Raw genomic sequence first — 23,939 nt, 5'->3', positions numbered from 1 at the left:
TTTTTGTCGTCTTACGTGATCATTGGAAACATTGTTCTGCTGGCCAAGCGATGGCTCAGAGGAAGAGCCAAGAATACTGATATCTAACCGCGGTCGCCGATCAGCGAAATCAGCTGGGTCTTGGCCGCGGTGGTCGTAGCCCCTATGCCCACCGCCTTGCCGCCTTCCATCGTCACGCGGCCTTCGGCAAACAGCCGCAGCGCCTGCGGATAGATCTGGTGTTCGACGGTCAGCACCCGCGCCGCAAGGCTTTCGGCCGTGTCGCCGGAAAGAACCGGAACGGCGGCCTGGCCTATGACCGGGCCTTCGTCCATGCCTTCGGTGACGAAATGCACCGTGCAGCCGGCGATGCGCATGCCGGCATCGATGGCGCGCTGATGGGTGTGCAGGCCTGGGAAGAGCGGCAGCAGGGAAGGGTGGATATTCAGCATCCGGCCTTCATAACGCTGGATGAAGGTCGGAGTCAGCAGCCGCATGTAGCCGGCCAGGCAGAGAATGTCGGGCGAAAGATCGTCGAGCGCCGAAAAGATCGCCGCTTCATGCGCATCCTTGCTGGCGTAATCCTTGCGGGGAAAGGCGAAGGTGGCGATGCCCTCGGCCGCCGCCTTGGCAAGCCCGCCGGCCTCCGCCTTGTCGGAGATCACCCCGACGATCTCGGCCGGATAATCGGCGGCCTTCGCAGCCGCGACCAGCGCCATCATGTTGGAGCCGCCACCCGATATGAAGACGACGACGCGTTTGCGCGGCGTGCTCATATGGCAAGCGTACCCTTGTAGACCGTGCCGGCAGCGCCTTCGGCGCGGCCAATCATGCGGCCGAGGGTGACGACCTTTTCGCCTTCGGCTGCAAGCACCTTCGATACCGCGGCGACATTTTCTTCGGCGACGACGACGATCATGCCGATGCCGCAGTTGAAGGTGCGCAGCATTTCCTTGGCCTCGACGCCGCCCGTCCTGGCGAGCCACGAGAAGACCGGCGGAACCTTGACGGCCGCAAGGTCGATCTCGGCCGCCAAATGCTTCGGCAGCACGCGCGGAATATTCTCAGGGAAGCCGCCGCCGGTAATATGGGCGAGCGCCTTCAGTGCACCGGTATCGCGGATCGCCTTCAACAGCGGCTTCACATAGATGCGGGTCGGCTCCAGCAGCGCTTCGCCGAGCTTCTTGCCTTCGGCAAACGGCGCCGGCGCATCCCAGCCGAGGCCGGAAAGCGAAACGATCTTGCGCACCAGCGAGAAGCCGTTGGAATGTACGCCGGAGGAGGCGAGGCCGAGGATCACGTCGCCCTCGGCGATGTCGCCTGAGGGGAGCAACTTGCCGCGTTCGGCAGCGCCGACGGCAAACCCGGCAAGATCGTAATCGCCGGAGGAATACATGCCGGGCATTTCAGCTGTCTCGCCGCCGATCAGCGCGCAGCCGGCCTCGCGGCAGCCGGCGGCAATGCCGCCGACGATCGCAGCACCCTGGTCGGGGTCGAGCTTGCCGGTGGCGAAATAATCGAGGAAGAACAGCGGCTCGGCGCCTTGGACGACCAGATCGTTGACGCACATGGCGACGAGGTCGATGCCGACCGTGTCGTGATAGTCCGCGTCGATGGCGATCTTCAGCTTGGTGCCGACGCCGTCATTGGCGGCGACGAGAACCGGATCGGTAAAGCCCGCGGCCTTGAGGTCGAAGAGCCCGCCGAAGCCGCCGATCTCGCCGTCGGCGCCCGGACGGCGCGTCGAGCGTACCGCCGGCTTAATCTTCTCAACGAGGAGGTTGCCGGCATCGATGTCGACGCCCGCGTCGCTATAGGTCAGGCCGTTTTTCCCAGACTGGCTCATGCTGGTCTCCGATGGCTGTTTTCAGGCGGCGGACGCGCCGCGTCATCTGCCGGTCGCAATTGCATGACAGTGGCGTTTATGCAAGCGCTGCATGGGAAAAGCCCCCAATTTCCCGCGTCTTCCCGGAGGCTTTCCGGGATTTGGCGCGACAGGGTTGACCATCTTTGCGCCTGCATCCTATGTGCTGAATAGCGGCGGCGCATCGGGTGCGGCGTTTGGCGGCGGCGAGCGAAGCGGGGAAGCGATGCCACAGCAAATCAGCGGCAACAGTCTCAAGCGTCAGATCTTCTTCTGGCTGGCGGTGCTCGTCTTCTTCATCGTCTTTCTCTATGTCTTCAGCTCGATCCTGCTGCCCTTCATTGCCGGCATGGCGATCGCCTATTTCCTCGATCCGGTGGCAGACAGGCTGCAGCGGCTTGGCCTCAGCCGCTTCATGGCGACGATCGTCATCCTGATCGCTTTCGTGATCACCTTCACGCTGGCGCTGATGGTCCTTATTCCCGTGCTCGTCAGCCAGTTCAACGATTTCGCCGAGCGGCTGCCGGGCTATATCAGCCAGTTGCAGCAATTCATTGATAGCTCGAAAAACTCGCTTCTGCCGCAATGGGTCAGGAGTCAGGCCGGCACGATCAAGGATAATTTCTCCGGCATCCTCTCCGAGGGCATGGGCTTCTTGACTGGGCTCTTCGCGCAGATCTGGAATTCCGGCAAGGCGATCGTCGACGTCATATCGCTGCTCGTCGTCACCCCGGTCGTCGCCTTCTATATCCTGCTCGATTGGGACCGCATGATCTCCAAGGTCGATCAGTGGATACCACGCGATTACGTCGCCGATGTCCGCCAGATCGCCAAGGAGATCGATCAGGCGATCGCCGGCTTCATCCGTGGCCAGGGCTCGCTCTGCCTCATCCTCGGCATCTATTATGCCGCCGGCCTCTCGCTCGTCGGCTTGAATTTCGGCCTGCTGATCGGCCTCTTTGCCGGCATGATCAGTTTCATCCCCTATGTCGGCTCGCTGGTCGGCCTCGTTCTTTCCGTCGGCGTGGCGATCGTGCAGTTCTGGCCGGATTATCCCTGGATCGGGCTGGTGCTCGTCGTCTTCTTCAGCGGCCAGTTCCTGGAAGGCAACATTCTGCAGCCGAAGCTCGTCGGCTCCAGCGTCGGCCTGCATCCGGTCTGGCTGATGTTTGCGCTGTTTGCCTTCGGCGCGCTCTTCGGTTTCGTCGGGCTGCTGGTCGCGGTGCCGGCCGCCGCCGCCGTCGGTGTCCTTGTTCGTTTCGCGCTTTCGCGCTACCTTCAGAGTGATCTTTATTTTGGCGGGTCGCCGAGCGGCCGCGCTCAGAAGACGAAATCAGTTCCCAATGAATGACGTGAAGAACGCTGATCCGAAGCGCAAGGCCGGAGAGCAGCTGCCGCTGGTCTTTTCGCACGATGCCGCCAGCGGCCGCGACGATCTCCTGATCTCGGAGCGTCTTGCCGCCGCCGTGTCGATCGTCGATGCCTGGCCGGCATGGCCATCGCCGGTCGTCGTGCTTGCCGGTCCGGTCGGCTCGGGGAAATCGCATCTCGCCCGCATCTGGCGGGAGTTGAGCGGCGCCGTCAGCATTCACCCCGAGCTCGGCTCGGACGCCGCCGTCGCCGCCGCCGCCGGCCCGGTGCTGTTTGAGGATGCCGACCGCCTCGGCTTCGACGACAATGCGCTCTTCCACGTCATCAACAGCGTTCGCGAACATGGCACCAGCCTGTTGATGACCAGCCGCCTCTGGCCGATCTCCTGGCCGGTTTCACTGCCCGATCTGCGTTCGCGCCTGAAAGCTGCGACGGTCGTCGAGATCGGCGAACCCGACGAAGGACTGCTGTCGCAGGTGATCGTCAAGCTCTTCGCCGACCGGCAGCTTTATATAGATGACAAACTCGTGCTCTATATCGTTAACCGCATGGAGCGGTCGCTGAACGCGGCCCAGACGATCGTTGAAAGGCTCGACCGGCTGGCCCTGTCCCGGGGCACGAAGATCACCCGGTCTCTTGCTGCCGAAGTATTGAATGAATTGGGAAATTCGGAACCGGCCGATTGACTGTCACAGTTCCGTCGTGAAACTGATATAATTGCCGTCGCGATTGAAAACGGGGTAGTGGACCATGGATAGCGCAGTCGCAGAACATCAGGAACTCACTCCGGAAACCAACGACAACACGCCCCCGCTGGAAGAGCTGTTGACCAGCCCGGAGCGCTTCATCAACCGCGAATTCTCCTGGCTGCAATTCAATCGCCGTGTGCTGGAAGAGACGCTGAACACCGAGCATCCGCTGCTCGAGCGCGTCCGCTTCCTGTCGATCTCGGCCGCCAACCTCGACGAGTTCTTCATGGTGCGCGTTGCCGGCCTCGAGGGTCAGGTGCGCCAGAACATCGCCATCCGCAGCCCTGACGGCAAGACGCCGGCCGAGCAGCTCGAGTCGATCCTGCAGGAGATCGACCATCTTCAGATGGAACAGCAGGCCTCGCTCGCCGTGCTGCAGCAATATCTCGCCAAGGAAGACATCCTGATCGTGCGTCCCGGCGCGCTTAGCGATGCCGACCGCCAGTGGCTGGCCGCCGAATTCGAACAGGCGATGTTCCCGGTCTTGACGCCGCTGTCGATCGACCCGGCCCACCCGTTCCCGTTCATTCCCAATCTCGGCTTCTCGATCGGCCTGCAGCTCGTCAGCAAGAACGGCCGCGAGCCGATGACGGCGCTCCTGCGCCTGCCGCCGGCGCTCGACCGCTTTGTCCGCCTGCCGGATGATGCGAACACGATCCGCTACATCACGCTGGAAGACGTCGCCAACATCTTCATCCACCGGCTCTACCCGGGTTATGAGGTGCAGGGCTCCGGTACCTTCCGCGTCATCCGCGACAGCGATATCGAAGTCGAGGAAGAGGCCGAGGATCTCGTCCGCTTCTTCGAAACGGCGCTGAAGCGGCGCCGCCGCGGCAAGGTCATCCGCATCGAGACCGACTCGGAAATGCCGGCTTCGCTGCGCCAGTTCGTCGTCCAGGCGCTCAGCATCCCCGATAACCGCGTCGCCGTTCTGCCGGGTCTTCTGGCGCTGAACACGCTGTCGGAGATCGCCAAGGCGCCGCGCGACGACCTCAGGTTTCTTCCCTATAATGCGCGATTTCCCGAGCGCGTCCGCGAACATGCCGGCGACTGCTTCGCCGCCATCCGCGAAAAGGACATGGTCGTCCACCATCCCTACGAATCTTTCGACGTGGTCGTCCAGTTTCTTCTCCAGGCTGCGCGCGATCCTGACGTCCTGGCGATAAAGCAGACGCTTTACCGCACCTCCAACGACAGCCCGATCGTCCGTGCGCTGATCGACGCCGCCGAGGCTGGCAAGTCGGTGACGGCGCTGGTCGAGCTCAAGGCCCGCTTCGACGAAGAGGCGAACATTCGCTGGGCGCGCGACCTCGAACGCGCCGGTGTGCAGGTCGTCTTCGGCTTCATCGAGCTCAAGACCCACGCCAAGATGTCGATGGTCGTCCGCCGTGAGGAAGGCAAGCTCAGGACCTATTGCCATCTCGGAACGGGCAACTACCACCCGATCACCGCCAAGATCTATACGGATCTCTCCTATTTCACCTGCAATCCCGTCATCGCCCACGACATGGCGAACATCTTCAACTTCATCACCGGTTACGGCGAACCCGAACAGGGCATGCAGCTGGCGATTTCGCCCTACACGATGCGCCCGCGCATCCTGCGCCACATCGAGGAAGAGATCCAGCATGCCCGCAACGGCGCGCCGGCGGCGATCTGGATGAAGATGAATTCGCTCGTCGACCCTGATATCATCGACGCGCTCTATCGCGCCAGCCATGCCGGCGTGGAGATCGATCTCGTCGTGCGCGGCATCTGCTGCCTGCGTCCGCAGGTGCCCGGTCTCTCGGAGAAGATCCGCGTCAAGTCGATCGTCGGCCGCTTCCTCGAGCACAGCCGCATCTTCTGCTTCGGCAATGGCCACGGCCTGCCGTCCGACAAGGCGCTGGTTTACATCGGTTCGGCCGACATGATGCCGCGAAATCTCGATCGCCGCGTCGAGACCATGGTTCCGCTGACGAATCCGACCGTTCACGAGCAGGTCTTGTCACAGATTATGCTCGGCAACGTGATTGACAATCAGCAAAGCTACGAGATATTGCCCGACGGTACGTCGCGCCGCATGGAAGTGCGCAGGGGCGAGGAACCGTTCAATGCGCAGCAGTATTTCATGACCAATCCGAGCCTGTCGGGCCGTGGTGAAGCTCTGAAGTCCAGCGCGCCGAAACTGATCGCCGGCCTGCTCGAAGGCCGCAACAACAAGTAAAACTGGACCTAAATGGTTGAATCTGAAGCCCAGGGGCGCCTTCCAGGGATCGCTCCGGTCTCCGTTGTCGACATCGGATCGAATTCCATTCGTCTCGTCGTCTACGAAGGCATGTCCCGCTCGCCGACCATCCTTTTCAACGAAAAGGTCCTCTGCGGCCTCGGCAAGGGCATAGCCGTCACCGGCAAGATGGATGAAGAGAGCGTCGGCCGGGCTCTGGCGGCGCTGCACCGTTTCAAGGCCCTGTCCGATCAGGCGCGCGCCGCCACCATGTATGTGCTGGCGACGGCCGCCGCCCGCGAGGCGAGCAACGGCCCCGATTTCATCCACCAGGCGGAAACTATTCTCGGCCGCAAGGTCCGCGTGCTCTCCGGCGAGGAGGAGGCGAAATTCGCCTCGCTCGGCATCATCAGCGGCTTCTTCAATCCCGACGGTATTGCCGGCGACCTCGGCGGTGGCTCGCTGGAGCTGATCGATATCAAGGGCAAGGAAGTCGGCAAGGGCATCACGCTGCCGCTCGGCGGCCTGCGACTGTCGGAATATGCCGGCGGTTCGCTTTCCAAGGCCAGAGCCTTCGCCCGCAAGCATGTGAAGACGGCAAAGCTCTTGTCGAAAGGCGAGGGGCGCACCTTCTACGCCGTCGGCGGCACCTGGCGAAACATCGCCAAGCTGCACATGGAGATCACCCATTATCCGTTGCACATGATGCAGGGGTATGAGGTCCCGCTCGAGGCGATGATGCTGTTCCTCGAACAGGTGGTGACCGCTCGCGATTCCAGAGAGCCGGCGCTGCAGGCCGTGTCCAAGCACCGCCGGTCGCTGCTGCCCTTCGGCGCCGTCGCCATGAAGGAAGTGCTGAGCGCGATGAGGCCGTCGATGATTTCCTTCTCGGCGCAGGGCGTGCGCGAGGGGTATCTCTACTCGCTGCTGTCCGAGCCGGAGCGCCGCCTCGATCCGCTGCTGGCCGCCGCCGGTGAATTGGCGATCCTGCGTGCGCGTTCGCCCGAGCATGCCCGCGAACTGGCGGAATGGACCGGCCGGATGATGCCCTTCTTCGACGTCCAGGAAACCGAAGAGGAAAGCCGTTATCGCCAGGCCGCCTGTCTGCTCGCCGATATCAGCTGGCGCGCCCACCCCGACTATCGCGGCCTGCAGGCGCTGAACGTCATCGCCCACTCTTCCTTCGTCGGCATCAGCCATCCCGGCCGCGCCTTCATCGCACTGACCAATTATTACCGGTTCGAGGGTCTGCACGACGACGGCGCCACCGGCCCGCTGGCGCAGATCGCCACGCCACCCTTCATCGAGCGCGCCAAGCTGCTCGGCGGCATGCTCCGCGTCGTCTACCTCTTCTCGGCCTCGATGCCCGGTATCGTCAAGAATCTGACCTTCCGCAGATCATCGAACCCGGACTTCGACCTCGAATTCGTCGTTCCCTCCGAATATCGCGATTTCGCCGGCGAACGCCCGGACGGGCGCCTGCAGCAGCTGTCGCGGCTGACGAACAAGAGGCTGGCGTTTCGGTTCGAGTAGGGCAGGCAAGCCCCCTCTTCTCCTCAGCGGGGAGAAGGTGGCCCGAAGGGTCGGATGAGGGGGCACACGGCACACCGTGCATTGTTGCCTTCGTTTCACTCAGCGCATTCGCGGCTTTGCCGCTCACCCCTCATATGCCTGCCGGCATCTTCTCCCCGCCGGGGAGAAGGGGAATGTGGCAGCGCCGAATTCCTCTTTCACCCGTCAGATGTCGGGGGGCGAACGAGGCGGCCGCTTACTCCCCACGTATGTTGTCCAAAACAAAAGGCGGCGCTCACGCACCGCCATTCTATCTCACATCAAACCCGAATTACTTCGCGTTTAAAAACTCGCCGGCCTCAAGCAGGCTGAACTCGTTATTGTCGGCCTTGTCGACGGCGCGGCCGGCCGAGAAGGGCAGGTTGTTGTCGTTGCCGATGATGATGTGGGTGGCGTCGACGCGATCGACGTTCTCGATCGTCACGAACGGCATGTCGTAGACGCCGTCCTTGGCTCCGGCCTTCTTCTTGTTGTCGGGGTCCTGGATGTTCAGGAGGTCGATATAGCCGATCTTGCGGACGGCCTTGCCGGCATTGGCGTCGTTGAATTCGATCTTGTAGACGCGCTTCAGTTCGGCCGGCGCCTCGAAGCAATCCGGCTTCGGCTGCTTCGGGTCGGCGCAGGCCTTGTCCTTGGTGCCGGCGCCGCTGTCGCGCTCGATGACGAGGGCGGTCGTATCGTCGAGCATGTTGAAGTCGCCGATCGACACGCCCTTGTCCTCGAACGGATAGAGCCAGCTGCGGCCGGTCCACTTCTTCGCGGCGACGTCGAATTCGATGACGCGGATGGCGGTGTGGCCGTCGGCCGTTTCCATCGTGCCGTCATCCTTGTAGATGGCGCCTTCGAGCAGGCCGTAGAGCTTGGCGCCGTCCTTCGACATGGCAAGGCCTTCGAAGCCGCCGGAGCGCTTCAGATTGAAGACCGGCATCTTCGCGGCCGGATTGCCCGGCAGCTGGATCAGCGGATTGTCGGGCGATAGCACCGGCTTGCCGTCGAGCGTGGTCGCAATGACATCGGTCAGGCGGCCCGCCGTGTCGAATTTCAGGATATAGGGGCCGAACTCGTCGCCGAGCCAGAAACCATCGGCAACCGGCTGGATCGATTCGATGTCGAAGTCGGCGCCGGTGAGGTAGCGCGTGTCGGTGCCTTCGAGCACGATCGGGAACGGAGCGATTTTGTTCGGATCGGAGAGGAAGAGGTTCTTGACGACTTCAGCCTTGTTGGCGGCCCAGTCGAACTTCATCTCATGCAGGAACAGCATGGAGTCGGAAGAATTGGCCTTGGAACCGAAGCCGTTGTCGGAGAGCGTCCAGAAGGTGCCGTCGACCATCGTCTTGATGCCCGAGAAACCCTGGATCGGCTGGCCGTCGAACGGAAGCTTCAGGTCGGTCACACGTGCGCCGTCCTTGGCGGGAACGGTGCCGAGCGCTTCGGTGCGCTTGCGGTCCGGCGTCGTGAACTTGCCGGAATGCTTGAGGAAATCGGGGGCGTCGGCCGGAGCCGCAACCATGGTGTTGGCAGGCAGGATCGCCTGGCCGGCGAGCTTGGCCGGGAATTGCTGCTGATCGGCCGAAACGGGGCCGGCAATCAGAATGAAAAGCGATACGGAAGCAAAAAGGACGTTCTTCATAATATCCCCATGGAACGGATGCGAATGGCTTCCGCTTAGCAGGGCTTCCGTGTCAGCGAATTGACGGTTGGGTGAAGCTTTGGTGACGGGGATAAGAGCGTTGCTCAGCCGTGCAGAACGACTGCGGGCGTGTTGAGCACGGTCACCGCCCGCGAGGAAAGCGCCATGACGCCGAGCGCCTGGCCGCGTCCCTTGACGGCATGGATGCCGAGATCGTCGCAGGAGATGTCGTCGGGAAAGGTCATGCGCCGGGCAAGCTCCGCGGAGATCAGCACCTGCCGGTTCAGGCTGCGGCAGAGCGTCTCCAACCGGGCGGTCGTATTCACCGTGTCGCCGAAATAGCTGATCTTGTGGTGGTCGACGCCGACTTCCGCCGTGATGATCTCGCCGCCGTGAAGGGCGGCGCGAAGCTTCGGCACCTGCCCGTAATTTTTCCGCCAGCCGGCGGCATTGGCTTCGATATCGGCGATGATATCGAAGATGCAGCGCACGCAGCGCGCATCCTTGACGCCGCGGGCAAGCGGCCAGGTAATGATCGCCGCATCGCCGACATAGTCGTTGATCATGCCCTTGTGGCGCCGGACCGGCTCGGCAAAAGTCGCAAACAGCGAGCTCAGCAGCTGCTGCGCCCTGAGGTCGCCGTGCTTTTCGGCAAAAGCCGTGGAATCGACGAGATCGATGAACAGGAAGACACGCTCTTCCTTGACCGGATTGCGATAGCGGCTGATGAGCATGCTGATGAATACTTCGCGGCCGAGCAGCTCCCGCACGCGCAGGATGAAGATCAGCGCCGAGCAGACGGCAAGCGCATAGAGGAAGACGTCGAACGGCATGATGACGAGATCGAGGAGCGAGGACGGCTTCAGCACGCCGAGCGAGCGAAGCAGCAGGCCGGCGCAGGCAAAGCCGATGCTCATCAGGATCTCGTAGATCACCAGCTCAGTGATGATGAAGATGAAGGTCGGCAGCTTCTGTATGCGCCGGTAGAGCCCGCGGAACAGCACCTTGCGCTCGAAGGCGATGATCGGCATGCCAATGAAGAGCGCGAAGATCGCGCCGATGATCGGCGTCTGATCGGAGTAGAACATCGAATCATAGACGACGCCGCTCGCCGCCAGGACGAGGACGATCAGGATCCAGTTCTGCGTCGGAGATATTTCCCGCATGCCGCCCCTTCGCTTCGCAATTTCGCCCGGCCATTGTTTCAGCTGGGAAAACAGCGTCAAGCGAATTCGATTTGGTGTCAGAGCGCGACGGTTTCAACCTTCCGGCCGGCGAATCGCAGCCCGATCTGGCCTTGGATCAGCTGCAGCGCCGGCTCGCCGAAAAGATCGCGCCGCCAGCCGTGCAGGGCAGCGACGTCGGCCTTCTCGCCATCAGCGGCGATCTTGTCGAGATCCTCGCTGTTGGCGATCACCTTCGGCGCGACGCCGTGTTTTTCCGAGATCAGCTTCAACAGCACCTTCAACAGCTCGACGGCGGCAGCTGCGCCCTCCGGCGCCTGCGTCTGCCGCGGTACATGCGGCATATCTGCCTTCGGAAGAGCGAGCGCCGCATTGACGGCTTCGACGACCGCCGTGCCGGAGGCCGAGCGCTCCCAGCCTTTCGGAATGGTGCGCAAGCGGCCGAGCGCTTCGGCATCCTTGGGCTGCTGCTGGGCGATCTCATAGATCGCATCGTCCTTCAATACGCGCGAACGCGGCACGTTGCGTGCCCGCGCCTCGCGCTCGCGCCAGGCGGCGACATATTTCAGGATCGCCAGTTCCTGCGGCTTGCGCAGACGCATCTTCAGCCGCTGCCAGGCGTCGTCGGGATGCATGTCGTAGGTTTCGCGCGCCTCGAGAATGTCCATTTCCTCGGAGAGCCAAGACGTGCGGCCTTCGCGATCGAGTTCGGCCTTCAGTGAAAGATAGACGTCGCGCAGATGCGTGACGTCGGCCAGCGCATATTCCAGCTGCTTCTCCGAGAGTGGCCGGCGGCTCCAGTCGGTGAAGCGCGACGACTTGTCGATATGGACGTTCTTGATGCGGCTGACCAGCTGATCATAGGAGACGCTGTCGCCGAAACCGCAGACCATGGCTGCGACCTGCGTGTCGAAGATCGGATGCGGAATGAGATTGCCGCGATTGAAAATGATCTCGATGTCCTGGCGCGCCGCGTGAAAGACCTTCAGCACCTTGGTGTCGGCCATCAGCGCGAAGAAGGGGGCGAGGTCGATGCCCTTGGCAAGCGGATCGACGAGAACCTCCAATGTCGGGCTGGCCATCTGGATCAGGCAGAGCTCCGGCCAGAAGGTCGTCTCACGCAGGAATTCGGTGTCGATGGTAATGAAGTCGGACTTGGCCAGCTCTTTGCAGGCGGCCGCCAAATCGGCGGTGGTTTCGATCATATCAATTCATTCGCAAGGAAAAGGTCGGTTGAACCTTCCTTCTCCTTTCGCTTCGATATGTCAATACAACAGCATAAGCTTCGCGCATTGCTGACGAAGAATCACGTCCAAACTGAGGCAAAGCAATGCTTCAGCTCACTCTGACATAGCTGGTCATGCCCGTCTTCTGATGTTCGATGATGTGGCAATGCAGTACCCAGTCGCCGGGATTGTCGGCGACGAGGGCCAATTGCACCTTCTCGTCCGGCTGGACGAGGTAGGTGTCGGAGACGAGCGGCATCACCTCGCGCGTCGAGGAGGAGATCACCGTGAAGCTCATTCCGTGCAGGTGGATCGGATGGGCGTTCGGCGTGGTGTTCTCCAGATTAAAGATATAGCTCTTGCCGAGCTTCAGTTCCGCCAGCGGCGCCGTCGGGTCGGGGGTGTCGCCCGGCCAGGGCACTTTGTTGATCGCCCAGAAGCTGTAGCCGAGCGTACCGCAGATGCTTTCGACGGCGGCATTTTCCGCGGTGGCGCTCAACACCAGGGGGATCTCTTCGGCGGCGGAAAGATCGGCCTTCAGAACGGGGTTTTCAGCAAGCGGGCCGAGGTCGCCGATATTGCGTTTCAACGACTGTCCGACGGAACGCAGGCTGGCTATCGTCTTCGGCGTAGTGCCGCGGATATCCTCGAGCGTGGCGACGGCGCCTTCGCCGTCCGGCATGCGCACCGCAAGGTCGAGCCGCTGTCCGGGCCCGATCTGCAGGAGGTCGAGGGGAAAGCGTTTCGGCACCGGATTTCCGTCGATGGCGATGACGGTCGCATCGGCGCCCGCCATCTTCAGCGAGAAAATGCGCGTCACGTCGGTGATGGCGATGCGCAGCCGCACCAGCCCCCCGGCCGGCGCGTCATATTGCGGCTCCCGATGCCAGTTGGCGGTGCGCACCGTGCCGTAGGTGCCGCTCTTGGCGGCATCGCGCGGCCGAAAAGGGGCGATGAACTGCCCGTCGCCGCCAAGCCGCCAGTCGCGCAGATTCAGCAGCACCTCGGCATCGAATTCGGGATCGGCCGGGTCCTCGACCACGAGCATGCCGGTCATGCCGTGGCCGATCTGCGTCAGCGTGTTGCAGTGCGGGTGATACCAGAAGGTGCCGGCATCGGGCGGCGTGAAAGCATAGTCGAAGCTGTCGCCGGTGTAGATATAGGGTTGCGTCACGAAGGGCACGCCGTCCATGCGGTTGTCGATGCGCAGCCCATGCCAGTGGATCGTCGTCGGCTCGTCCAGCTGGTTGTTCAGCCGCGCCGCATAGGGCCGCCCCTTCGTCAACCTCAGAACCGGCGCCATGCCGTCGTGACCCCAACTCATGACATCCCGGGTCGGTCCCGCCTCGGTCAGCATGGCCTCGGTCTTCACGGCCGTCAGCAGCCGCGGCTCCGGTGCGGCCGCAGCAAGCCCGAATTTGCCGGCAATGCCCATGCCGACGCCGTAGGCGCCCGCGACGGCGGATGCCTTGAGAAGGTTGCGACGGGTCAGGAAGGGCATGCGGGGCTCCACGATGAGAATGCACCTCCTTTTAAAGTTGACCGACGTCTTCATCAATACGGCAGGCACGGCCAAACTGCCGCAGCATGCGGGCCGCAGCTTCGCCATAAACGCGTGCCAATCGCGCGGCGAGCACGCGCCAAGCCTTGACAAATCGGAGCGTCCATGCGCTTTTCCGCCCGATTTTCTTGTCGGCGCTTGAGGGCCTTTGAACCCTTGCTGCCGTCTTAAGCCACATGCCAGGAATTGAGATCATGCATCGCTATCGCAGCCACACATGCGCCGCCCTCCGCAAGACGGATGTCGGCTCGACCGTCCGTCTCTCCGGCTGGGTCCACCGCGTTCGCGACCATGGCGGCGTTCTGTTCATCGACCTCCGCGACCACTATGGCATCACCCAGGTCGTCGCCGATCCCGACAGCCCGGCCTTCAAGCTGGCCGAGACCGTGCGCGGCGAATGGGTCATCCGCATCGACGGCCTCGTCAAGGCGCGTACAGAAGACACCGTCAACAAGACCATGGCGACCGGCGAGATCGAGCTCTACGCTCAGGAGATCGAGGTGCTCTCCGCCGCCAAGGAATTGCCGCTGCCGGTTTTCGGCGAGCCTGAATACCCTGAAGACGTCCGCCTCAAATACCGCTTCCTCGATCTTCGCCGCGAAACGCTGCACCGGAACATCGTCAAGCGCACCCAGGTCATCTCGGCTATGCGCCGCGAAATGGGCGCTGTCGGCTTCACCGAATATACGACGCCGATCCTGACGGCCTCCTCGCCGGAAGGCGCGCGCGACTTCCTCGTGCCCTCGCGCATTCATCCCGGCACCTTCTATGCGTTGCCGCAGGCGCCGCAGCAGTACAAGCAGCTGCTGATGGTCGCGGGCTTCGACCGCTACTTCCAGATCGCGCCGTGTTTCCGCGACGAGGACCCGCGCGCCGATCGCCTGCCGGGCGAATTCTACCAGCTCGACCTCGAAATGAGCTTCGTCACCCAGGAAGACGTCTGGAACACCATGGGTCCGCTGATGACCCAGATTTTTGAGGAGTTCGCCGAAGGCAAGCCGGTCACCAAGGAATGGCCGCGCATCCCCTATGACGAGGCGATCCGCAAATATGGTACGGACAAGCCGGATCTGCGCAACCCGATCGTCATGGAAGCGGTGACCGAGCATTTCGCCGGCTCCGGCTTCAAAGTCTTCGCCGGCATGATAGCTTCCAACCCGAAGGTTCAAATCTGGGCGATCCCGGCAAAGACCGGCGGCTCGCGCGCCTTCTGCGACCGGATGAACGCCTGGGCTCAGAGCCAGGGCCAGCCCGGCCTCGGCTATATCTTCTGGCGCAGCGAGAACGACAAGCTCGAAGGTGCGGGACCGCTTGCCAAGAACATTGGCGAGGAGCGCACCGAAGCGATCCGCACCCAGCTCGGCCTCGGCGATGGTGACGCCTGCTTCTTCGTCGCCGGCGAGCCGGAAAAATTCTACAAGTTTGCCGGCGAAGCGCGCACCAAGGCCGGCGAGGAACTGAACCTCGTCGACCGCGACCGCTTCGAACTCTGCTGGATCGTCGACTTCCCCTTCTTCGAATGGAACGACGAGGAGAAGAAGGTCGATTTCGCCCACAACCCGTTCTCGATGCCGCAGGGTGGCCTCGATGCGCTGCAGAACCAGGATCCGCTGACGATCAAGGCCTTCCAGTACGACGCCGTCTGCAACGGCTTCGAAATCGCCTCGGGCTCGATCCGCAACCAGTCGCCGGAAACCATGGTCGCCGCCTTCGAGAAGGTCGGCCTCAGCCAGCAGGATGTCGAGGATCGTTTCGGCGGTCTCTACCGCGCCTTCCAGTACGGCGCCCCGCCGCATGGCGGTGCGGCCTTCGGCATCGACCGCATCGTCATGCTGCTCGTCGGCGCCAAGAACCTGCGTGAGATCTCGCTGTTCCCGATGAACCAGCAGGCCCAGGACCTCCTGATGGGCGCGCCGACCCCGGCAACCCCGACGCAGTTGCGCGAGCTCTCGATCCGGCCGATCCCGCCGGTCAAGAAGGACTGATATAACACGCTCCAAAGCGCCGATCGGCCTCCTTATGGCACGGCACCACCGCGCTGCAAGATGAACCTCGGTGGCCAGCCTCGTCCTTCGAGGCCCCTGCGGGGGCACCTCAGGATGAGGCCGGAGAGAGGTCGTCTTCGGAAAGATAAAAGGCCCGGCGGTGCGAACGGCCGGGCCTTTTCGTTGTCAGATCAAAGCGATCAGTCGTTGGCCGAAACCTTGACGCCGAGCACTTGCGGCAGCGTGTTCGGAGCGCCCATGGCGGCACCGACGATCGTCGGGAAGGGCACCGGCTTTTCAGGGGCGGCCTTGACGGTCAGGCTCTTCGGGTCGTCGAGGAACGTGTTGACGGCGGCCGAAACGGCGTTCTGCAGTTCCGGGATGTTGAGCTGCGCCAGCATGATCGGCGTCATCGCCTTCAGCGAATCCGCCATCTGCTTGCCTGATATGTTTTGCTGCGCGCCGGCATAATCGAGCGCCCGCTTGGTGATCGAGGCATCCTCGAAGCGCACCTGTGCGCCTTCGAAGGACAGCTGCTGCATCAGACCCAGCATGGCAAGACCGAGCGCCTGCTGCGCCTGTTCCTTGTTCGGATTGGCTTCGGACTCCTTCATCGCATCCTGCATCGACTTCATGAAGGCCATCGTATAGCCGGAGATCTTGAAGCCGAGGTTGAGCTTGCCGATGTTGGTGAAGTCGAAGCCGATTTCCGAAACGTCGATCGTGCCAGGCCCGAGCTCCCAGGCGCCCTTCATGGTGATGTCGCCCTGGACATGCTGCAGGGCGAGCTTCTCGATCGCATCCTTGCTCTTGGGATCGTCAGTCTTGGTGAGATCGGCCTTCATGCTCTTGAAGGCGCCGTCGAAATCGAAACCGGATTCGTCCTCGCGCAGCGTCAAATTCATGTCGCTTTGAAGCACCGAGAAGACTTCCGTGCCGTCCTTGACCACTTTCAGTGGGCCGGTATGGGCAGTCTCGTAAAGCATCATGCCATCGAGTGTGTCGCCCCCCGGTGTTGCCGGAACGGAAATGCCGCCCAGCGTCAGCTCCTGCGCCGTGACGGTTACGCCGTCTCCCGTCTTGTTGATGTCGGGGAAGGCGGCTTCTTCGATGTAATAGCCGCCATCCTCGTCTTCTTCGACGCCGGACAGGGTGACTTCGCCGATGGGCAGGCTTTCGCCACCGGTCGGCTTAAGCGTAACATTCTTCAACGTCACGGTCGTGCCGTCGATATTGACGCCGTCAGCGGAGATCGTTCCGCCTTGCGCTTCATAGGCGGCATTGATCTTCTTCAAGAGATCGGCGCCATCGAGAGCGAAAGCCGAGCCGGCGAGCGAGAAAAAGGCTGCGCCCGACAGCATCAGCCGCGTTGTCCGGTAAATGTTCATGGGTGATTCCTCTGGTGGCGTGGTGGCGGTTGGAACTCTGCAGTTACGCTACTACGGATTGGGCCCGCTTTATATTTGCGGACTTCTAAATTTCCGTTGAAAGGAACGGCAAACGAAGTCCAAATTGCGGCGAAGGGTTTGTCTCATCCTTTGATGTCAGTCCCAAGACTTCATCCACAGCTGCAATACCCCGGATTCCTTGCCCGCCGGCCTCTTCTGGGCTAGTCAAGACCCATGGGACAAGAGATTTTGCCGCCTTCCGGCGGAGACGACGACAATATCCAACCGGTCGACCTCAAGGCGGCGCTCGAGCAGCGCTATCTTGCCTATGCGCTGTCGACCATCATGCACCGTGCTCTGCCTGACGTGCGCGACGGGCTGAAGCCCGTGCATCGCCGCATTGTCTATGCGATGAACGAGATGGGGCTGAGGCCGACTTCGGCCTTCAGGAAATGCGCCAAGATCGTCGGCGAGGTGATGGGTAATTACCATCCGCACGGCGACCAGTCGATCTACGATGCGCTCGCCCGTCTGGCCCAGGATTTCTCGCAGCGCTACACGCTGGTCAACGGCCAGGGCAATTTCGGCAATATCGATGGCGACAGCCCGGCCGCCATGCGTTACACCGAATCGAAGATGACGGCGGTCTCCGAACTGCTGCTTGAAGGCATCGATCAGGACGCCGTCGACTTCCGCGACACCTATGACGAATCGAATTCCGAGCCGGTCGTCCTTCCCGGCGCCTTCCCGAACCTGCTCGCCAACGGCTCCTCCGGCATCGCCGTCGGCATGGCGACCTCGATCCCGTCGCACAATGCCCATGAGCTTTGCGACGCCGCCCTGCATCTGATCAAGCATCGCGATGCGACCGTCGAAAAGCTTGTCGAATTCATTCCCGGGCCGGATTTTCCGACCGGCGGCATCATCATCGACAGCCGCGACAGCATCATCGAGAGCTACCGCACTGGCCGCGGCGGTTTCCGTGTGCGGGCGAAATGGCAGACCGAGGATCTCGGCCGCGGCGGCTACCAGATCGTCATCACCGAAATTCCCTTCCAGGTGCAGAAATCGCGGCTGATCGAGAAGATCGCCGAGCTGCTGATCGCGCGAAAGCTGCCGCTGCTCGAAGATATCCGCGACGAATCGGCCGAGGACATCCGTGTCGTCCTGGTGCCGAAATCCAGGAGCGTCGATCCGACGATCCTGATGGAATCGATGTTCAAGCTGACGGAGCTCGAAAGCCGCTTCCCCCTCAACATGAACGTTCTGTCCATGGGCCGCATCCCGAAGGTCATGGCGCTGAACGAGGTGCTGAAAGAGTGGCTGGATCACCGCCGCGAGGTTCTGCAGCGCCGCTCGCGCTTCCGTCTGGCCGCGATCGAAAGACGTCTCGAAATCCTCGGCGGCCTTCTGGTCGCCTATTTGAATATCGATGAAGTCATCCGCATCATCCGCGAGGAAGACGAGCCGAAGCCCGTCATGATGGCGCGATGGGATCTGACCGACAATCAGGTCGAGGCGATCCTCAACATGCGGCTGCGCGCCTTGCGCAAGCTGGAAGAATTCGAGATCCGCAAGGAGTTCGACGAGCTCACCAAGGAAAAGAGCGAGATCGAGGCGCTGCTAGCCTCCGACGACAAGCAGTGGCAGACGGTTGCCTGGGAAATCGGCGAAGTGAAGAAGAAATTCGCCAAGGCGACCGAGGTCGGCCGCCGCCGCACCCAGTTCGCCGACGCGCCGGAGACCGACGAGGAAGCAATCCAGCAGGCGATGATCGAGAAGGAACCGATCACCGTCGTCATTTCCGAAAAGGGCTGGATCCGCGCGTTGAAGGGCCATATCGCCGATACGGCGACGCTGACCTTCAAGGAAGGCGACGGCTTGAAGATCGCCTTCCCGGCGCAGACCACGGACAAGATCCTGATCGTTACGACAGGTGGCAAGGCCTTCACGCTCGGCGGCGACAAGCTGCCGGGCGGCCGCGGTCACGGCGAGCCGCTTCGCATCATAGTCGATATGGATAACGACCAGGCGGTGCTGACCGCTTTCGTCCATGATCCCTCTCGCAAGCAGCTGATCGTCTCGACCGCCGGCAACGGCTTCGTCGTTCCGGAGGCCGAGCTGGTCGCCAATACGCGCAAGGGCAAGCAGATCATGAATGTCGCGCTGCCCGAGGAGACGCAACTGCTGGTGCCCGTCAGCGGCGACCATGTCGCCGTCGTCGGCGAAAACCGCAAGCTGCTGGTCTTTCCCTTAGCGCAGGTGCCGGAAATGTCGCGCGGCAAGGGCGTTCGCCTGCAGCGTTACAAGGATGGCGGCATTTCCGACGTCCGCTGCTTTGCGATATCGGACGGCCTCGTCTGGGAAGACAGTGCCGGCCGCACCTTCACGAAGAACAAGGACGAGCTTGCCGAATGGCTGGGCGACCGCGCCAGCGCCGGCCGCACCGTGCCGAAGGGTTTTCCGCGTAGCGGCAAATTTGCCGGGTAGAGCAATTCCTTTTCTGTCTGGAATTGCATGAAAACGAAGAGACGGAGCATTTTCCCGATTGGAACAGAACGGAAATGCTCTGAGCCATAAAAATTCCGTGCCCGACTCTTGGCGGGTGCCGGAACTTCTCTATCTCATTGCTGTTACCCGAAAGAAGAGAAGGCCGGTTCTATGGGCGGATGGAACGGCTGTGGCCCGCGCGCCTGGGAAAGGCGCGCGTGCCTTACCGGAGGAAAATCGATGCCCGCCAGCACCATCAAATTGCATGTCAGCCATACCTACAGAGCGCCGCCCGCTGTCGTGTATGACGCCTGGCTCAACCCCGAAATCGCCCGCCGCTTCCTGTTCGCCACCGATGACGGTCACGTCATCCGCGCCGACATCGATCCGCATGTCGGCGGCCGTTTTTTCATCGTCGACCGCCGCCCGACCGGCGACGCCTTTCACCAGGGTCTGTTCCTGGAGCTGAAGCGTCCGCGGCGCATGGTCTTCAGCTTTTCCGTCGAGGACCACGACCACAATTGCGACCGCGTCGAAATCGACATCGAGCCGCTCGGCGGCGGCAGCCGTCTGACGCTGACCCACGAAATGTGCGCCGAATGGGCCGCACATGAGGAAAAGACCCGGCAAGGCTGGGCGCATGTGCTCGAAGGGCTCGGCAGGGAGCTGGACCAGCAGTTCAAGGCGGCCGGCTGAGAATTATGCTGAAATCGCGAAGGAAGCGCGGCGGCTGACCATATTTACTCCGCAAACGGCCTGCGACTCTTCCTTCGCACCATCCAGCCAGAATGGGCGGCGATCGCCGCCACCAGGATACCGCCGCCGAGGAGTGTCATCGTCGCCGGCATTTCCGCGAAGATCATCCAGACCCAGATCGGCGCGAACACCGTTTCGAGCAGGTAGAACATGCCGACCTCAGGGGCGGAGAGGTAGCGTGGTCCGGTCGCCAGGCACCAGAAGGCGACCGGCATCACGATGGCGCCGTTGAGGAGGATCCACCAGGGGTGGGCGATGGAAAGCCCTGAGGGCAAGGCTTGCGCAAGGCCGAGGACGGCCGGCAGGATGGCGGCAAGCAGCGGCACGAAACCCATTTCCCGCCGCGAGGCACGTCCGACCGTGATGGCTGCGGCCAGAATGAACGCGCTGAGAAGCGCCATGGCGTCGCCGAAGAAATGGCCGCTGGAAAGCCCTTCGCTCACGATCAGTCCGACACCGAGGATCATGAAGAGCATGGTGATCAGCGTTGCGGCCTGTGGCTTCTCCTTAAGAAAAATCCAGGAAAGAAGCGCCCCGAACATCGGGTTGAAAGCGACGATGAAGACGACATTGGCTGTGGCCGTGTTGAAGATGGCAAGCACGAAGGTAAGGGAGGAGAGGCCATAGAGCAGACCGGCGACGAGGCCGGCTCTCCCTGGAACGAGAACCGGCCATTTGCCCGAGGCAAGGCGCATTCCTGCGAGAATGACGAGCGTGGCGAGAACCGTCGCCACGCTGCGTATTCCCAGGATCGACCAGATATCGCCATCGCCAAGGCGCACGAGCGGGATATCCATGGAAAGCGCCAGCCCGCCGATCGCCGTCAGCAGCAGACCCTTCCGATGGTCGGAAAGAGCGGGGGACATTCAGTCCTGATTGCTTTCGCGCATGGAGGAGGGATCGAAACGCTCCCAGCCGCGCGGGGTCAGATGTTCTTGCGGCTGGAAGCGCGTCTTGTAGTCCATTTTCCGCGACCCTTGAACCCAGTAGCCGAGGTAGACATGCGGCAGGCCGAGCGCCTTGGCGCGCCTGATATGGTCGAGAATCATGAAGGTGCCGAGCGAACGCCGCTCGAGCCCCGGATTGAAATAGGAATAGACCATCGACAACCCGTCGCTCATCGTATCGGTCAGAGCAGCGGCAAGCAGCTCGCCCTTCGGCCGCTCTTCCAGTCCGGAGCCTTCCTCGCGCCGGCGGTATTCGACGATTCGCGTATTCACATGCGTGTCTTCCACCATGATCGCATAGTCGAGCACGGTCATGTCGGACATGCCGCCCTGTTGGTGGCGGTAGTCGAGATAGCGTCGGAAGAGCGAATATTGTTCGCTGGAAGGCTGGGCGGTGAACTCGGTGGCGATGACGTCGGAATTGGCGGCAAGCACGCGCTTCATCGATTTCGTCGGCTCGAATTCCTGGGCGAGAATCCGCACGGAAACACAGGCGCGACAGGATTCGCAAGCCGGGCGGTAGGCGATGTTCTGCGAGCGGCGGAAACCGCCTTGTGTCAGGATGTCGTTCATCTCGGCGGCCCGCGGGCCGACCAGATGGGTGAAGACCTTGCGCTCCATCTCATGCGGCAGATACGGACACGCAGCCGGAGCCGTCAGATAAAACTGCGGGGATGGCGTTGTCTGCGTATTCATTTGTCGCGGAAGTTTCCTTGTCGAGACAGTGCCGTTTCCTGACAGCATGACCTAAGAATAGAAAACGTCAACAGCCGGACGATTCCCGTCCTTCATTTCAGTCTTCTAAAGTTAAATATGGAGCGTCCGCAACAGGCGGCAAAGGGAAGGCGGAGACTTTATTTCGTCTCCGCCGCGCTTCAAGCGGTGCGCACCGTCACCGTGCCGACCAAGAGGTCGTGGATCAGGCGGCTGCGTTCGATAAACAGGCCGGCGAGCAGGATGAGCGGCGTCAGCACCGAGTTGAGGATCCAGAACAGCGCCAGATGCACGATCGCCGTCAGGAAATCCATCGGCCGCCCATCGACGCGCACGATCGCGATCCCCATTGCCCGCATGCCGAGCGAGGCCTGGCTCGGTCCGCCGACGGTCAGGCCGAAGTAAATCCCGGCGACGATGACGAAGAGGGCAGGGTAGAGAAGGAAGCCTAGCCCGAGCGTGATGATCGACAGGAAGAACAGCACGATCGCTGCGGGGATCCACAGCAGCGCGACGATGAGGTAGTCGAGGATGAAGGCAAGGACACGGCGGCTCAACACGCCGCTATAGGCGCGCCAGTCCTCCGGTGCGGCAAAAAGCGGATTGGGGTTGTAGCTCATCTCGATCTCCTGCGAAAAAGCGATGCCGCTGATATGGTGTCGGTAGGGCGAAATACAATAATCGCCCGACACTCACCGTTTTCCGAGAATTTTCGCCACCTCGACCGCGAAATAGGTGAGGATGCCGTCACATCCCGCCCGCTTGAACGACAAGAGCGTTTCCAGCATCGCCCGCTCGCCGTCGATCCAGCCATTCATCGCCGCCGCCTTGATCTGGCTATATTCGCCGGAGACCTGATAGGCGAAGGTCGGCAGGCCGAAGGTCTCCTTCATCCGCCAGCAGATGTCGAGATAGGGCAGGCCCGGCTTGACCATCAGCATGTCGGCGCCTTCCTCGACGTCGAGGGCCGCGTCGCGGATCGCCTCGGTGCCGTTGGCGGGGTCGATATAGTAGGTCTTCTTGTCGCCCTTCAGCAGTCCGCCGGTCGAGATCGCCTCGCGATAGGGGCCATAGAAGGCGGAGGCGAATTTCGTCGCATAGCTCATGATGCCGACGTTCTGGTGGCCGGCCGCATCGAGCGCCATGCGGATCGCGCCGATGCGCCCGTCCATCATCTCCGACGGCGCGATGATGTCGGCGCCGGCATCCGCCTGCATCACGGCGGCGCGCGCCACCTGGTCGACCGTCTCGTCATTAACGATCTCGCCGTCTCTCAAGATCCCGTCATGGCCATGGCTGGTGAAGGGGTCGAGCGCCACGTCGGTGATGACGCCGATATTGGGGACCGCCTTCTTGATCGCCGCCGTCGCCTGGTTGATCAGGTTATTGGCTTCCAGGCTGTTCGAGCCGGTCTCGTCGCGCAGTTCCATCTCGATGTTCGGAAAGGTGGCGAGCGCCGGAATGCCGAGACCGGCCGCTTCGCGTGCGGCTTCGACCGCCTTGTCGATGCTCATGCGGTTGACGCCCGGCATGGCCGCGATCGGATCGACGATGCCGGAACCCGGCACGATGAAGATCGGCCAGATAAGGTCGTCGACGGTCAGCCGGTTCTCCTGCACCAGCCGGCGCGTCCAATCCGCCTTGCGGTTGCGCCGCATGCGGCGATGGCCGGTGATGTCGTCGACGAGATGCGTCCTGTCCTGCATGATATCTATCCCCAGCCCATTCCATTTATCGGAGCGCTCATTATCATGGCGCCCGGAAAATCCAAACCGGACGATTGGCCGCGGCGGAAAACACCCTTATGACGATACAACCGGAACCGATGTCTGCGCCATGGAAACCGATAGCCCGACGATCCCGAAGCGCACACTGGCGGATCTCCTCTTCATTCTCTTCCTGAGGCTGGTCGCCCTATCCTGCTTCTGGTTCGGCCTGCAATACTGGGCGATGCTCGTCGGCTATTCGCTGGTCGGCGCCGGCCGCTTCGATCTGTTGAGCCTGCCGTGGAAGGTTGCGAGCACCAGCCTTGCCGTGCTTTTCCCGGTCGCGTCCCTCGGTCTGTGGCTCACCGTCTCCTGGGGGCCGGTCATCTGGGTGCTCGCCGCCGGCGGCCAGGTCCTGATGTATGGCCTGCTGCCGGATATTTTCGGCCCCAACAAGCTGATCATCCTGCTGCATCTCATGGTCGCCGCTGTCTACTGCATTTTCCGCCTGCTGCTGTGGCTGGAAAAGCGCCGGCACCGCCGCCAGGTAAGCGTTGATTTACCCTGAGACAACGTGGGGTTTCCAGTAAGGCTCCGTTAAGCCTGCGGTT

19 protein-coding genes are annotated in these 23,939 nt (G+C 62.1%); 8 read left to right on the top strand and 11 right to left on the bottom strand.

Features of this window, described 5'->3' with window-relative positions; translation table 11 throughout:
• Positions 1 to 83: 83 nt before the first annotated feature.
• A complete protein-coding gene (gene purN, locus MHI61_RS15990) occupies positions 84 to 755 on the bottom strand; it encodes a phosphoribosylglycinamide formyltransferase (RefSeq protein ID WP_239792671.1) in 672 nt (223 codons plus the stop codon).
• Positions 752 to 1,825, bottom strand: a complete 1,074-nt coding sequence (gene purM / locus MHI61_RS15985; protein WP_239792670.1) for a phosphoribosylformylglycinamidine cyclo-ligase — start codon at positions 1,823 to 1,825, stop codon at positions 752 to 754. The genes purN and purM overlap by 4 nt, the downstream gene beginning before the upstream one ends.
• 244 nt (positions 1,826 to 2,069) lie before the next feature.
• Here purM and MHI61_RS15980 point away from each other — a divergent pair, with 244 nt between their 5' ends.
• The 4 genes from MHI61_RS15980 to ppx all read left to right on the top strand — a co-directional run bounded on the left by MHI61_RS15980 (position 2,070) and on the right by ppx (position 7,702).
• The gene (locus MHI61_RS15980; protein ID WP_239792669.1) at positions 2,070 to 3,194 is read left to right on the top strand and encodes an AI-2E family transporter; all 1,125 of its coding nucleotides are present in this window, start codon (positions 2,070 to 2,072) and stop codon (positions 3,192 to 3,194) included.
• On the top strand, positions 3,187 to 3,900 hold the full coding sequence (gene hdaA, locus MHI61_RS15975) for a DnaA regulatory inactivator HdaA (protein ID WP_010035472.1): 714 nt from the start codon (positions 3,187 to 3,189) through the stop codon (positions 3,898 to 3,900). Before MHI61_RS15980 ends, hdaA begins: the two co-directional genes overlap by 8 nt.
• A gap of 64 nt (positions 3,901 to 3,964) precedes the next feature.
• The gene (locus MHI61_RS15970; RefSeq protein ID WP_239792668.1) at positions 3,965 to 6,169 is read left to right on the top strand and encodes an RNA degradosome polyphosphate kinase; all 2,205 of its coding nucleotides are present in this window, start codon (positions 3,965 to 3,967) and stop codon (positions 6,167 to 6,169) included.
• A 12-nt stretch (positions 6,170 to 6,181) separates the two neighbouring features.
• Entirely contained in the window at positions 6,182 to 7,702 is a 1,521-nt protein-coding gene (gene ppx, locus MHI61_RS15965; protein WP_239792667.1) for an exopolyphosphatase, read from the top strand.
• 310 nt (positions 7,703 to 8,012) lie between these two features.
• Here ppx and MHI61_RS15960 read toward each other — a convergent pair whose 3' ends face one another.
• The 4 genes from MHI61_RS15960 to MHI61_RS15945 form a co-directional block, all read right to left on the bottom strand.
• The gene (locus MHI61_RS15960; RefSeq protein ID WP_239792666.1) at positions 8,013 to 9,371 is read right to left on the bottom strand and encodes an esterase-like activity of phytase family protein; all 1,359 of its coding nucleotides are present in this window, start codon (positions 9,369 to 9,371) and stop codon (positions 8,013 to 8,015) included.
• A 104-nt stretch (positions 9,372 to 9,475) separates the two neighbouring features.
• Entirely contained in the window at positions 9,476 to 10,537 is a 1,062-nt protein-coding gene (locus tag MHI61_RS15955; protein WP_239792665.1) for an adenylate/guanylate cyclase domain-containing protein, read from the bottom strand.
• Positions 10,538 to 10,614: 77 nt separating this feature from the next.
• Positions 10,615 to 11,760, bottom strand: coding sequence for a ribonuclease D (rnd, locus tag MHI61_RS15950; RefSeq protein ID WP_239792664.1), 1,146 nt, complete (start codon positions 11,758 to 11,760; stop codon positions 10,615 to 10,617).
• Between the two features lie 130 nt (positions 11,761 to 11,890).
• The gene (locus MHI61_RS15945; RefSeq protein WP_239792663.1) at positions 11,891 to 13,282 is read right to left on the bottom strand and encodes a multicopper oxidase family protein; all 1,392 of its coding nucleotides are present in this window, start codon (positions 13,280 to 13,282) and stop codon (positions 11,891 to 11,893) included.
• Positions 13,283 to 13,536: 254 nt separating this feature from the next.
• On the opposite strand from MHI61_RS15945, the gene aspS reads away from it, so the two are divergent.
• Complete coding sequence (aspS, locus tag MHI61_RS15940) at positions 13,537 to 15,327, top strand: aspartate--tRNA ligase (RefSeq protein WP_239792662.1); 1,791 nt, start codon at positions 13,537 to 13,539, stop codon at positions 15,325 to 15,327.
• 200 nt (positions 15,328 to 15,527) lie between these two features.
• On the opposite strand, the gene MHI61_RS15935 is transcribed toward aspS, so the two are convergent.
• Positions 15,528 to 16,715: a hypothetical protein gene (locus tag MHI61_RS15935; protein ID WP_239792661.1), complete on the bottom strand. Its 1,188-nt coding sequence runs from the start codon at positions 16,713 to 16,715 to the stop codon at positions 15,528 to 15,530.
• A 234-nt stretch (positions 16,716 to 16,949) separates the two neighbouring features.
• Between MHI61_RS15935 and parC the strand changes: the two genes are divergently transcribed.
• Positions 16,950 to 19,205: a DNA topoisomerase IV subunit A gene (gene parC, locus MHI61_RS15930; RefSeq protein WP_239792660.1), complete on the top strand. Its 2,256-nt coding sequence runs from the start codon at positions 16,950 to 16,952 to the stop codon at positions 19,203 to 19,205.
• 240 nt (positions 19,206 to 19,445) lie between these two features.
• Positions 19,446 to 19,901: an SRPBCC domain-containing protein gene (locus MHI61_RS15925; RefSeq protein ID WP_239792659.1), complete on the top strand. Its 456-nt coding sequence runs from the start codon at positions 19,446 to 19,448 to the stop codon at positions 19,899 to 19,901.
• A 44-nt stretch (positions 19,902 to 19,945) separates the two neighbouring features.
• Here MHI61_RS15925 and MHI61_RS15920 read toward each other — a convergent pair whose 3' ends face one another.
• The 4 genes from MHI61_RS15920 to hemB form a co-directional block, all read right to left on the bottom strand.
• Entirely contained in the window at positions 19,946 to 20,827 is an 882-nt protein-coding gene (locus MHI61_RS15920) for a DMT family transporter (protein ID WP_239792658.1), read from the bottom strand.
• Complete coding sequence (locus MHI61_RS15915) at positions 20,828 to 21,604, bottom strand: arginyltransferase (RefSeq protein WP_097581707.1); 777 nt, start codon at positions 21,602 to 21,604, stop codon at positions 20,828 to 20,830.
• Positions 21,605 to 21,783: 179 nt separating this feature from the next.
• Positions 21,784 to 22,242 carry an RDD family protein gene (locus MHI61_RS15910; protein WP_009994177.1) on the bottom strand — a complete coding sequence of 153 codons (459 nt, stop codon included), beginning with the start codon at positions 22,240 to 22,242 and terminating at the stop codon, positions 21,784 to 21,786.
• A 72-nt stretch (positions 22,243 to 22,314) separates the two neighbouring features.
• Positions 22,315 to 23,328: a porphobilinogen synthase gene (gene hemB / locus MHI61_RS15905; RefSeq protein WP_239792657.1), complete on the bottom strand. Its 1,014-nt coding sequence runs from the start codon at positions 23,326 to 23,328 to the stop codon at positions 22,315 to 22,317.
• Between the two features lie 130 nt (positions 23,329 to 23,458).
• Between hemB and MHI61_RS15900 the strand changes: the two genes are divergently transcribed.
• Positions 23,459 to 23,896, top strand: coding sequence for a DUF6163 family protein (locus MHI61_RS15900; protein WP_064682151.1), 438 nt, complete (start codon positions 23,459 to 23,461; stop codon positions 23,894 to 23,896).
• Positions 23,897 to 23,939: the final 43 nt, after the last annotated feature.

Origin of the sequence: Rhizobium sp. K102 (assembly GCF_022385315.1) — a bacterium.
Taxonomy (GTDB): Bacteria; Pseudomonadota; Alphaproteobacteria; order Rhizobiales; family Rhizobiaceae; genus Rhizobium; species Rhizobium croatiense.
The sequence above is the reverse complement of the archived record's forward strand: the minus strand, read 5'-3'. Positions and strand labels throughout refer to the sequence as shown.

Bases quoted from the DNA above. Each gene is read 5' to 3' on its own strand.
- purN (WP_239792671.1), bottom strand. From the start codon at position 755: ATGAGCACGCCGCGCAAACGCGTCGTCGTCTTCATATCGGGTGGCGGC.
- purM (WP_239792670.1), bottom strand. From the start codon at position 1,825: ATGAGCCAGTCTGGGAAAAACGGCCTGACCTATAGCGACGCGGGCGTC.
- MHI61_RS15980 (WP_239792669.1), top strand. From the start codon at position 2,070: ATGCCACAGCAAATCAGCGGCAACAGTCTCAAGCGTCAGATCTTCTTC.
- hdaA (WP_010035472.1), top strand. From the start codon at position 3,187: ATGAATGACGTGAAGAACGCTGATCCGAAGCGCAAGGCCGGAGAGCAG.
- MHI61_RS15970 (WP_239792668.1), top strand. From the start codon at position 3,965: ATGGATAGCGCAGTCGCAGAACATCAGGAACTCACTCCGGAAACCAAC.
- ppx (WP_239792667.1), top strand. From the start codon at position 6,182: ATGGTTGAATCTGAAGCCCAGGGGCGCCTTCCAGGGATCGCTCCGGTC.
- MHI61_RS15960 (WP_239792666.1), bottom strand. From the start codon at position 9,371: ATGAAGAACGTCCTTTTTGCTTCCGTATCGCTTTTCATTCTGATTGCC.
- MHI61_RS15955 (WP_239792665.1), bottom strand. From the start codon at position 10,537: ATGCGGGAAATATCTCCGACGCAGAACTGGATCCTGATCGTCCTCGTC.
- rnd (WP_239792664.1), bottom strand. From the start codon at position 11,760: ATGATCGAAACCACCGCCGATTTGGCGGCCGCCTGCAAAGAGCTGGCC.
- MHI61_RS15945 (WP_239792663.1), bottom strand. From the start codon at position 13,282: ATGCCCTTCCTGACCCGTCGCAACCTTCTCAAGGCATCCGCCGTCGCG.
- aspS (WP_239792662.1), top strand. From the start codon at position 13,537: ATGCATCGCTATCGCAGCCACACATGCGCCGCCCTCCGCAAGACGGAT.
- MHI61_RS15935 (WP_239792661.1), bottom strand. From the start codon at position 16,715: ATGAACATTTACCGGACAACGCGGCTGATGCTGTCGGGCGCAGCCTTT.
- parC (WP_239792660.1), top strand. From the start codon at position 16,950: ATGGGACAAGAGATTTTGCCGCCTTCCGGCGGAGACGACGACAATATC.
- MHI61_RS15925 (WP_239792659.1), top strand. From the start codon at position 19,446: ATGCCCGCCAGCACCATCAAATTGCATGTCAGCCATACCTACAGAGCG.
- MHI61_RS15920 (WP_239792658.1), bottom strand. From the start codon at position 20,827: ATGTCCCCCGCTCTTTCCGACCATCGGAAGGGTCTGCTGCTGACGGCG.
- MHI61_RS15915 (WP_097581707.1), bottom strand. From the start codon at position 21,604: ATGAATACGCAGACAACGCCATCCCCGCAGTTTTATCTGACGGCTCCG.
- MHI61_RS15910 (WP_009994177.1), bottom strand. From the start codon at position 22,242: ATGAGCTACAACCCCAATCCGCTTTTTGCCGCACCGGAGGACTGGCGC.
- hemB (WP_239792657.1), bottom strand. From the start codon at position 23,328: ATGCAGGACAGGACGCATCTCGTCGACGACATCACCGGCCATCGCCGC.
- MHI61_RS15900 (WP_064682151.1), top strand. From the start codon at position 23,459: ATGGAAACCGATAGCCCGACGATCCCGAAGCGCACACTGGCGGATCTC.